The sequence below is a fragment of the bacterium genome, from assembly GCA_023382385.1.
Lineage (GTDB): Bacteria > Electryoneota > RPQS01 > RPQS01 > RPQS01 > JABWCQ01.
Genome location: JAHDVH010000004.1, coordinates 201,492 through 212,543 on the forward strand (window position 1 = coordinate 201,492; position 11,052 = coordinate 212,543).

At 53.2% G+C, this 11,052-nt stretch carries 8 protein-coding genes; 1 reads left to right on the forward strand and 7 read right to left on the reverse strand.

Features of this window, described 5'->3' with window-relative positions:
* Positions 1-16: 16 nt before the first annotated feature.
* On the forward strand, positions 17-718 hold the full coding sequence (gene ric, locus KJZ99_10815; GenBank protein MCL4306398.1) for an iron-sulfur cluster repair di-iron protein: 702 nt from the start codon (positions 17-19) through the stop codon (positions 716-718).
* A gap of 160 nt (positions 719-878) precedes the next feature.
* Here the strand turns inward: ric and KJZ99_10820 are convergent, their stop codons facing one another.
* The 7 genes from KJZ99_10820 to KJZ99_10850 all read right to left on the reverse strand — a co-directional run.
* Positions 879-1,562, reverse strand: coding sequence for a cytidylate kinase family protein (locus tag KJZ99_10820; GenBank protein ID MCL4306399.1), 684 nt, complete (start codon positions 1,560-1,562; stop codon positions 879-881).
* A 148-nt stretch (positions 1,563-1,710) separates the two neighbouring features.
* On the reverse strand, positions 1,711-2,412 hold the full coding sequence (locus KJZ99_10825) for a sulfite exporter TauE/SafE family protein (GenBank protein MCL4306400.1): 702 nt from the start codon (positions 2,410-2,412) through the stop codon (positions 1,711-1,713).
* A 347-nt stretch (positions 2,413-2,759) separates the two neighbouring features.
* Entirely contained in the window at positions 2,760-4,061 is a 1,302-nt protein-coding gene (locus tag KJZ99_10830) for a permease (protein MCL4306401.1), read from the reverse strand.
* 101 nt (positions 4,062-4,162) lie between these two features.
* The gene (gene arsB / locus KJZ99_10835; GenBank protein ID MCL4306402.1) at positions 4,163-5,170 is read right to left on the reverse strand and encodes an ACR3 family arsenite efflux transporter; all 1,008 of its coding nucleotides are present in this window, start codon (positions 5,168-5,170) and stop codon (positions 4,163-4,165) included.
* 74 nt (positions 5,171-5,244) lie between these two features.
* On the reverse strand, positions 5,245-5,646 hold the full coding sequence (locus tag KJZ99_10840) for a metalloregulator ArsR/SmtB family transcription factor (protein ID MCL4306403.1): 402 nt from the start codon (positions 5,644-5,646) through the stop codon (positions 5,245-5,247).
* 250 nt (positions 5,647-5,896) lie between these two features.
* Complete coding sequence (locus KJZ99_10845) at positions 5,897-7,498, reverse strand: hypothetical protein (GenBank protein ID MCL4306404.1); 1,602 nt, start codon at positions 7,496-7,498, stop codon at positions 5,897-5,899.
* Positions 7,495-11,052 (reverse strand): hypothetical protein (locus tag KJZ99_10850; GenBank protein MCL4306405.1); only part of this gene is annotated, 3,558 nt, incomplete at its 5' end. The genes KJZ99_10850 and KJZ99_10845, both read right to left, overlap by 4 nt.

The window sequence follows — 11,052 nt, forward strand, 5'->3', positions numbered from 1 at the left end:
TAATTCAGGAAGCACGATGAGCATTTCCCTTGAAACTCCAGTCGGCCAGTTAGTTGTCGAAAAGCCGGCACGCGCACATGTATTTCAACGTTTTCAAATTGATTACTGCTGCGGTGGCGCGCACTCGCTAGGGGCGGCCTGCGAGGCAAAGAGCGTTGACCCGCAGCTTGTGCTGTCTGAGATTGCAAGTCAGGACAGCAGAGCGGAGACCCATACAGAACCTGATTGGTCTTTGGTTTCGATGTCTGCGCTTGTGGACAATATCTTGAGTCAGCACCATGCATATCTGCGGAACGCGCTGCCACACCTCGGTGAGATGGCTGAAAAGGTCTATCGCGTTCACGGGGAAAGTCATCCCGAGCTTAGAACCATTCTCGAAGTGTATGCCGGGCTGTTTCAGGAGTTGGATTCGCATATGTACAAGGAGGAGAACATACTTTTCCCTGCCATAAAGCGAATTGAGCAAGGTTCATTGCCACCTGCAGCGGCGGCACAGCTGTTCGGGCCAGTTAGTGTTATGGAGGCCGAGCATGAGTCAGCGGGGCGCGCACTTGAGAAACTGCGTGAGCTGACTCACGACTATACACCGCCAGAGGGAGCCTGCAACACATTTCGCGGACTCTACGCCGGACTTGAGGAGTTAGAGCTGGACTTGCATTGGCATATTCACAAGGAGAACAACATCCTCTTCCCGAGAGCATTGGCAGGCGCAAACTGATCTACTTAATCACCAATAAAAAGCCCCCGCACTCCTTAGTGCGGGGGCTTCGTATTTGTTTATCTCAAGGCAGTCAAGAATTGTCTAACTTAACCTGTGTTCGCAAACTCACCACATCATGCGCTTGAGTTGTGCCTTTCGGTGACCGGTCATGAGTGAATCAGCTGTGCGATCCGCGTCGATCCTGATAGAGCGCGAGGATTTGGCCTATCATTTCATTCTGAGACAAACGTCCAGCATTGAGCACAATATCATATATTTCGGGATCATTCGAATCTCTGTGCAGATACTTCTTGTAGAAACTGTGACGATAACTATCCTGTTCTTTCAACTCCGCTCGCGCCTTTGCCTCGCTCCAGCCATGACGATGCACGAGTCTGCTCAATCGGGCTTCTTCGGATGCGACGAGCCTTACGTGTATCCCGCCGGGCAAGTCGCGCGTCACCACGGCGCCGCCTCTTCCGATAATGATACATCTACCGAGCAGAGCGGTTGCGCGCATGGTTTCAACAAGTTTGTGCAATAGTTTTAAATCTGATATCTGGCCTACAAGAGATTCAACGAACTCGACTATTGCGCTTCGTGCCTTCGAATCGAGGGCAGCCATGAGCTGGTCATAGGAGTACTGCTGATCAGCCATTGACTCTATAAGCTTTCTGCTGTACACCTGCCAGGATCCGGGTTCAAGCTTTTCGACATTGTCAAGCTGAGCGGCCAGTTGCTCCGCAAGGCTGATCGCCTCGCATCCGAATTGGCGTGACAGGGTGATAAAGGGAACATTCTTGTTAGATTGCGAGGCAATCTGCGCGCGAAGTCTTGAGGCAACTCGGATTTGAGCTTCCAAGTTTTGCTCTACATTTGGAGGAAGTGTGTTTTTCATGGATTGGTAGACTGTGTAAGTATAGAGAGCAAGTCGTGTTGCGGCACGCGCAACGCTCCGAAGTGTTGCGACTTCAAAAGAAACGAGATCGCGACACAAGATTGAAAGTCTATCAGATGGTCGCCAGCAGGTAGAAGCCCACGACGATCAGAAGTACCCCCGCGCCGAACCTGATGAAAGGCACGACCCGTTGCATCATACTATTCAGTTGTGCCATTCCTAATCCAATGCCGACCAATCCTGCCGACAGGGGCAAGCTGTAGCCAAGCGCAAAGACTGTTAAGGTGAGAGCGCTAATGACCGCGCTGCCGCTTAAGACCGTTGCGCCAATCGCTATCTGCAGCAGCGGATTGCAGCCGACTGAGCACGCAGTCGATGCACCGCCCAGTACAAGCCCGTAGAAAGCCGCACCACCTGTCTGATTGCCTGACAACCAACGTCCAACATCTAACTTGGGTAGCTTGAAGCTGAAGAGATTCAAGCTGACAAGACCTAACAGCACTAATATGAGACCGGAAAGGAATTGCCAGTATCTTCCAACGGTCGAGCTAACAGCCTGACTGACAAGTCCAGCAAGCGCGCCAATCGTCGCAAGGGCGATGGTCGTCCCGATCATGAAGAACAAACCCACCAAGAGCAATTCCCTGCGATTGCTCCCTCTCGTGCGCGACCCCGCGTAGCCCACGACCGCACCGACAACAGGCAAGGTGCAGCATGCACCTAATGATCCTAATGCTCCGATCAAGAATACTGCAGGGAAGAACGCTATCCCAAGGCGATCCCCCGAAAGGACATGTTGAATCCATTGCTCCATTGGCGGCTCTATTGCGGGCAGCAACTGCGTGTTGAATCAGCGCAGTTCTGTTCGGAGCAGGGAGAGCTTGACGAGCTTGCCATCAGCGACCAAGTGCCAACCCCTACCGCAGCAAGCATGATGAGTGCTACGAATGCAATTCTTAGCTTAGATTTGCTTTGGGAACTTTTCGTGCAATTACAAGACTCGTTACTACAGCAGTCATTACCGGTTTGATTCTCGTTCCTCGGATTCATACTCTGTTCCCTTCATATGAGAGATTCGATGAGCAATACTCATAGGCGAATTTGAGATACTTAACTATCCTTACGTACATTCGACGGCTCTCAATCGTCGTTTGATCGCCACTAACCTGCAATTGCGCCAAACATTAAGCCCGTTACGGTCGACATAATTACGACGAGTGCAACGAATACCATTGTCTTTTTCAGGCCAAGAAGACTCCTTAAGACCAACATGCTTGGCAACGACAGCGCCGGCCCGGCAAGCAAGAGTGCGAGAGCTGGTCCGTTGCCCATGCCACTCCCGAGTAAGCCTTGGAGTATGGGAACTTCCGTGAGCGTGGCGAAGTACATGAACGCGCCTGCGACCGAAGCGAAAAGGTTTGCCCATAGTGAGTTACCGCCAACCGAATCACTAACCCACTGGGAGGGAATGATTCCTTCCTGTCCCGGTCGGCCGAGCATGAAGCCCGCGGCAAGAACACCTATTAATAACAATGGCAGTATCTGCTTGGCAAAACCCCAAGTTGAATCCAGCCACTCGCTAAGTTCGCCCTTCGTTGTTGCAAGCACGGCAGCGAGGCTGATTGAACCAACTCCAAATGCGATCAACGGCTCATGCGGAAGGAGCATCGCCAGCACTGCGGTAAGAATGCCAGATGCCGTGATTGGCAATGCCGGAGCATTGAACCAAGTGACGAGTACAGTTGCGAGAAGTACGGCAGAGAGTCCCGTTAACCACCACTTCAGTTCAGAAATGGCATGCCATATGCCGCTCGATGCACTCGATTGCCCCCAATTCGCAAAGACGAGGATGGCAATCATCAGCGAAAAGTAGACAACTGTCTTCGCAAGGGATCTGGTCGGTGGCACGATGACCGCATCTGCTTGCTCTGCGGCACGATCGTTCTCTTCTTCTCGATAAATGAAGTGCATGGCAAGACCTACCACGATACTGAAGACAACTGCGCCGATCGCTCTGGCCGCACCTAGTTCCACACCGAGAATTCGAGCGGTCAGCACAATCGCCAGCACATTGATCGCAGGACCAGAGTAGAGAAAGGCGGAAGCGGGACCAAGACCGGCTCCCATGCGGTAGATTCCGGCAAACAAGGGAAGAACAGTACACGAACAAACGGCCAGGACAGTTCCGGAAACAGAGGCGACGCCGTAAGCGAGTACCTTGTTGGCTTTGGCTCCCAGATAGCGCATGACAGAGTCCTGTCGGACAAATACGCCAATAGCACCCGCAATAAAGAAAGCCGGTATCAGGCACAAGATGACATGTTCGCGAGCATACCAGCGGGTCAGTTGCAGGGACTCATTTAACGCATTGTCAAAGCGCGGAACCCCTACTGGCAAGTAGAAGGCGGCAAGGAAAAGACCGACTATAAGGACAAGAGACTTCCACTCAGATCTTAGATGCATCAGTTTACCCGTAAATCGCTTCCCTTGCAATGATCATGCATGATGAAGAAGCAATTCCCAGCCTTGGTTTCTTTGTAGGTTTCTTCAACAGCTCTGCCCAATCATTCTTTTCGCTTGGCCGCTGACATGTTATCAGTTCTGACGAACCTTTTCTGCATCCACAATGAGACATTCACAAGTCCTATCAAGACAGGAACCTCTACCAAGGGTCCGATGACTGTTGCGAAGGCTACCTTTGAGTGGACACCAAATACTGCAATAGCTACTGCAATTGCAAGTTCAAAGTCATTTGAGGCCGCAGTAAAGGAGACGGTCGCTGCTTTCGAGTACTCGGTTCCAATTCGATGTGTCCACCAAAAGGTGACCAGAAAAATGATCGTGAAGTATAGGCCGAGGGGAATTGCGACGCGCAGAACATCCATAGGAAGCTCGACTATCGCATCACCTTTTAAGGAGAACATTACAATGATTGTGAAGAGGAGCGCGATTAGAGTCAGGGGAGCAATCCTGCGCGTGAACTTGGAGTAATACCATTCACGTCCCTTTACCGGGATCAGCACCAATTGGCTGATTATGCCCGCAGCAAAGGGAATTCCTAAGTACAGGAGAACGGTCTTCGCAATCTCTCCGATAGATACATTAACGGCGGTTCCAGACAGTCCAAACAAAGGCGGCAGGAGAGTCATGAACACGTAGGCATAAACGGAATAGAAGAGTACTTGAAAGATTGCGTTAAGCGCAACGAGACCTGCTGCATATTCGGGATCGCCCTTTGCCAAATCATTCCATACCAGCACCATCGCTATGCAGCGCGCAGCTCCAACAAGAATAACACCAAGCATGTATTCAGGCTGATCCGGCAGGAGCAAAATGGCGAGAAGGAACATCAGAATCGGGCCTGCAATCCAGTTCTGGATGATTGCGACCCGAAGCAATTTGAGATCCCGAAATGCCGAAGGCAACTTCTCGTATCTCACTTTGGCCAGCGGCGGATACATCATCAGGATCAAACCGATCGCAATGGGAATCGAAGTGGTGCCCACGCTGTACTTATCGAGCATTGGCACTATCTCGGGGAATACGTACCCCAACCCGACTCCGGCGGCCATCGCGGCGAAGATCCAGAGCGTCAAGTAGCGGTCAAGGAACGACAACTTTCGCGTTAGTGATTGCGCGGCTTTGGTCACGATGTTCTCTCGGTTCTTGCTGCTTTGGTATTGAACTTCCCTCGCGAGTGTCCACACTTCTTTTGTTGACGCCAGTTCAAGAGCTTCTCATTTAACTGTTTTATCTTCGTATTATCGAGAAGCTGATCAATGTTCTCAATTATCGCTTTGGTTGGGGAATCCAGGGTATCGGCAATCCGATAATAGATCCAGACTCCTTCGCGGCGGTCCTGAAGTAATCCCGCGTTGAGTAAGTATCGCAGATGTCTTGATGCCTTGGATTGACCGATCTCAAGCACACTTTCCAGATCGCAAACACACAATTCTCTATGCTGTAAGATCAGAATGAGCATTTGAAGCCGAGTTTCTTCAGATAGGGCTTTGAATATCCGTACAGGGTTACGCTTTGTGAAGTCCATACGAAAAATATAGCCGTTTATCCGGTTATCTGCAATTCTTGGTTGAGCGCCTCCATTCACCCAAGTAAATGCTTGTATGTTTAGGCTTTACGAGACTAACGAGGTATTAGATCGCGCCCTGCAGCTGGATAGGGAGAGGTGGGAGTCAGATGGGAGTGCTTTGGGGACGCCTGCGAGTGCCAAACGACAGAAGGAAACGGAGAGCCTGATTCGCGCACATGATCAGAACGCGGGTCGCCCGCGACGATTCTTAGCGAATCCGATGTCCTAACTCGAAAAATACGCGGACTTCATCGGAGTTCGCCGAGATGGTTCGCTCTGAGTGGACCGAAAGATAGGAACCAGTGCGCAGATTTACGTCGGCCGAGACGCGGATCCACTTACTGTCGCTTGTCAAGTCGTTCTGCACAAAGCGATAGCTCGTCTCCCCATACTCAGAGCGCAGATCCAATCCGCGACGTGGAGATATGCTGACTCCAATCATCTGTTGAACACCTGTCGAATAGACATTTTCGAAGTGACTGTAGCGAAGCAACGCCCCAAGTTTGCCATTCAACAACGAATTTGACGTTAATGAATAGGTTCCGGAGGGAAACAGCTTCTCGGCACTGGGATCACTGCGAAAGCTACGTTGAACCGCGAATCGTGTTCCACGCAGCATCATTAGTTCCGCACCAGCACGCATCCCATGCCGAACCGCATCGTCAAACAGACTGTCCGGAGTTTCCCGGGTCTCCCACGTGTGGTAACGCGACCTGCCGTCGTAGCCAGCGTTGAGAGCAATCGCACGCGCTGGTACGTAGCGGAAATTCAAGAGCAGGTTTGCAGGCGTAATCAGCGCTCCTTCGGCATCTTGTCTCCAGCCGCGATTGACATTGATTTCTGCAGACTCGTAGAAGGAGACCCTACCGGCAGACGTGAAGGTGAATTGTTGATAAATGAACTCTCTGCTAATCTGTCCCTCTTGATACTCACCGGCAAGAGCCAAGGTTGCATTCGATCTCGCCATTGCACCTAACTCGCTGCTGTAAGTCACCAGCGCGCCCGCTTTGCTTGTGGACAGGTCGGTGCGGCTCATGTCCAACTCTGCCTGTGCACCGCCAAATAACCCTACCGCGAAGGCGTTGCTCAAGGCAAACTCACCGTACCCGCCGTCAATATACCCGATACCTGCTACCGAACCGGCCTGCATTCTTCCGAAGCTGGCCTTCCATTGAGAGTGCCCTGGCGCGAAGCTCAACTCGGCAGTGTAGAGTCTGTGCTGCCAATTTTCACGCGCGGAATCACTCAACTTACGTCCGCGATACCGCAAGCTAAGCTTGGTCCCCTCGCCTGCGATGCGATGAACTGCAGCCTTCGTTGAGAATCCCGGAAGCAGCTCAGCTGTTCGATTGTCAAGACGATCATCGTACGCGTCACACTGAAGAGCCAACCGACCACTGAACTGCGGAGCCTTCTTCGCAAATGCTTGCGTTGTTTGCTGTTCAGGTGAGCGATCCGCGCCCGACGACATTGCAGGACGGCTCTCATTTTGTGCACTCGGACCATCCTGAAGGAGAATTACGACGCTGTCACCCAGACGCGCAATCGTGCTGTCGCCAGAGAGAGTCGCGACGCAAGTCGACTCTGCTGTTGCTGCGATTGAGATGTGGCCAATCAAGTTCGCTTCACGGTACAATTGGCCGCTGAGACCTTTTTCAAGTCCGTGAGCACGTCCTGCGTTCAGGTATAGTGTCTTCCACGCTACGTAGGTAACCTCCGCTCGAATTTCGCTTGCACGCAAGGGAAGCACTATGATCCAGAGCAGGAGAACCGTGAACCAAGGGGAGACTTGTGATACGCGCCGTGTCAATTCAGCCTCCGAAGTCCCGGATTGCGTGGAGGACTTGGTTCGTGTCGGCCGTTTGGATGGCAGCTGTAGCACGCGCTGCTTTCCCAGACGTAGCCGTTCACATCTCGGTGTTCGCTATCAGCCTCTGATCGACGGTGCTCGTGGCAGTGAGTACAACTGAACATTGAGAAATCGCCTGGCGTGCGGTGGCACTCCAGGCACGTGTCCCATACGCTTCTATGAGCACCGGAATTTATCGGGAAAAGTGGGGCATGGTTGAATGTTGAACTCCAGTTTGAAGTCGAATGGCAATGCTCACAGTTTGTTGGATATCGGTCGGCTTCGTGGTCTGGGCTTGCTGAGCTATTGTAGTCCGCAAGGTGACAATCAAAACAGAATGTCGTAAGTCCGTCATACACACCGCCAGAGTGACACTGGTTACAGTTCGCCTGCAGATGCGCTCCCGTCAGGGGGAACTGCGTGTTGTTATGGTTGAACGTTGCATCCCAGTTCGATGTCGTATGACATGTCTGACAGGTGGTCGGGAACTGCGCCGCCTCGTGATCCGGTTCCGTCGTGCCGTTGTAATCTGCAAGGTGACAGCTCACACAGGTCGTCGGCAGGCCGTCATACTGTCCGCTCGCATGGCACTGGTTACAGCTTGCAGAAATATGCGCACCCGTCAACGGGAACTGCGTGTTGTTATGGTTGAACGTTGCATCCCAGTTCGATGTCGTATGACAGGTCTGACAGGTGGTCGGGAACTGCGCCGCTTCGTGATCCGGTTCCGTCGTGCCGTTGTAATCTGCCAGGTGACAGCTCACACAGGTCGTCGGCAGGCCGTCATACTGTCCGCTTGCGTGGCACTGGTTGCAGCTTGCTGAAATGTGCGCGCCTGTCAGCGGGAACTGCGTGTTGTTGTGGTTGAACGTTGCATCCCAGTTGCTGGTCGTATGACAGGTCTGACAGGAGGTCGGGAACTGCGCCGCCTCGTGATCCGGTTCCGTTGTTCCGTTGTAATCTGCCAGGTGACAGCTCACACAGGTCGTCGGCAGGCCGTCATACTGTCCGCTCGCGTGGCACTGGTTGCAGCTTGCTGTGATGTGCGCTCCGGTCAACGGGAACTGGGTGTTGTTATGGTTGAACGTTGCATCCCAGTTACTGGTCGTATGACAGGTCTGGCACGTGGTCGGGAACTGCGCCGCTTCGTGATCCGGTTCACTCGTGCTGTTGTAATCCGCCAAGTGACAGCTCACGCAGGTCGTCGGCAGGCCGTCATACTGTCCGCTCGCGTGGCACTGATTGCAGCTCGCTGTGATATGTGCACCCGTCAGCGGGAACTGCGTGTTGTTGTGGTTGAACGTCGAGTTCCAGTTGCTCGTTGTATGGCACTCCAGACAGGCTGTGGACATCTGTGCTGCTTCGTGATCCGGATCAGTCGTGCTGTTGTAATCTGAAAGGTGACAATCAATACACTGACCGGGAGTCCCTTCAAACACCCCGCCCACATGGCACTGCTGACAGGATGTCTGAACATGCGCTCCTGTCAACGGGAAGCTCGTTGTCTGATGATCAAACCCCATGTCCCACGACTCCGTCGTGTGACACGCCAGACAGGCTGTCGAGATCCCGACTGCTTCGTGATCCGGATCCGTCGTGCCGTTGTAATCCGCAAGGTGGCAATCAATACACTGACCGGGAGTCCCTTCAAACACCCCGCCCACATGACACTGCTGACAGGATGTCTGGACATGCGCACCCGTCAACGGGAACTGCGTGTTGTTATGGTTGAACGTCGAGTTCCAGTTGCTCGTTGTATGGCACTCCAGACAGGCTGTGGACATCTGCGCCGCTTCGTGATCCGGATCCGTCGTGCCGTTGTAATCCGCAAGGTGACAGTCAATACACTGACCCAGGGTCCCTTCAAACACCCCGCCCACATGACACTGCTGACAGGATGTCTGGACATGCGCACCCGTCAACGGGAAGTTTGTCGTCTGATGATCAAACCCCATGTCCCACGACTCTGTCGTGTGACACGCCAGACAGGCTGTCGAGATCCCGACCGCTGCGTGATCCGGATCAGTCGTGCTGTTGTAATCTGAAAGGTGACAATCAATACACTGACCGGGAGTCCCTTCAAACACCCCGCCCACATGACACTGCTGACAGGATGTCTGAACATGCGCTCCTGTCAATGGGAAGCTTGTCGTCTGATGATCAAACCCCATGTCCCACGTCTCTGTCGTGTGACACGCCAGACAGGCTGTCGAGATCCCGACCGCTGCATGATCCGGATCCGTCGTGCCGTTGTAATCCGCAAGGTGACAGTCAATACACTGACCCAGGGTCCCTTCAAACACCCCGCCCACATGACACTGCTGACAGGATGTCTGTACATGTGCACCCGTCAACGGGAAGTTTGTCGTCTGATGATCAAACCCCATGTCCCACGTCTCTGTCGTGTGACACGCCAGACAGGCTGTCGAGATCCCGACCGCTGCATGATCCGGATCCGTCGTGCCGTTGTAATCCGCAAGGTGACAATCAATACACTGACCCGGGGTTCCTTCAAACACCCCGCCCACATGACACTGCTGACAGGATGTCTGAACATGCGCACCCGTCAACGGGAACTGCGTGTTGTTATGGTTGAACGTCGAGTTCCAGTTGCTCGTTGTATGGCACTCCAGACAGGCTGTGGACATCTGTGCCGCTGCATGATCCGGATCCGTTGTTCCGTTGTAATCCGCAAGGTGGCAATCAATACACTGACCGGGAGTCCCTTCAAACACCCCGCCCACATGGCACTGCTGACAGGATGTCTGGATATGTGCACCCGTCAACGGGAACTGCGTGTTGTTATGGTTGAACGTCGAGTTCCAGTTGCTCGTCGAGTGACAGGTCTGACAGGTGGTCGGGAACTGCGCCGCTGCATGATCCGGTTCCGTCGTGCTGTTGTAATCTGAAAGGTGACAATCAATACACTGACCCGGGGTCCCTTCAAACACCCCGCCCACATGGCACTGCTGACAGGATGTCTGTACATGTGCACCTGTCAACGGGAAGCTCGTTGTCTGATGATCAAACCCCATGTCCCACGACTCTGTCGTGTGACACGCCAGACAGGCTGTCGAGATCCCGACCGCTGCGTGATCCGGATCCGTCGTGCCGTTGTAATCCGCAAGGTGGCAATCAATACACTGACCGGGGGTTCCTTCAAACACCCCGCCCACATGACACTGCTGACAGGATGTCTGAACATGCGCTCCTGTCAACGGGAAGCTCGTTGTCTGATGATCAAACCCCATGTCCCACGACTCTGTCGTGTGACACGCCAGACAGGCTGTCGAGATCCCGACCGCTGCATGATCCGGATCCGTCGTGCCGTTGTAATCCGCAAGGTGACAGTCAATACACTGACCCAGGGTCCCTTCAAACACCCCGCCCACATGACACTGCTGACAGGATGTCTGGACATGTGCACCCGTCAACGGGAACTGCGTGTTGTTATGGTTGAACGTCGAGTTCCAGTTGCTCGTTGTATGGCACTCCAGACAGGCTGTGGACATCTG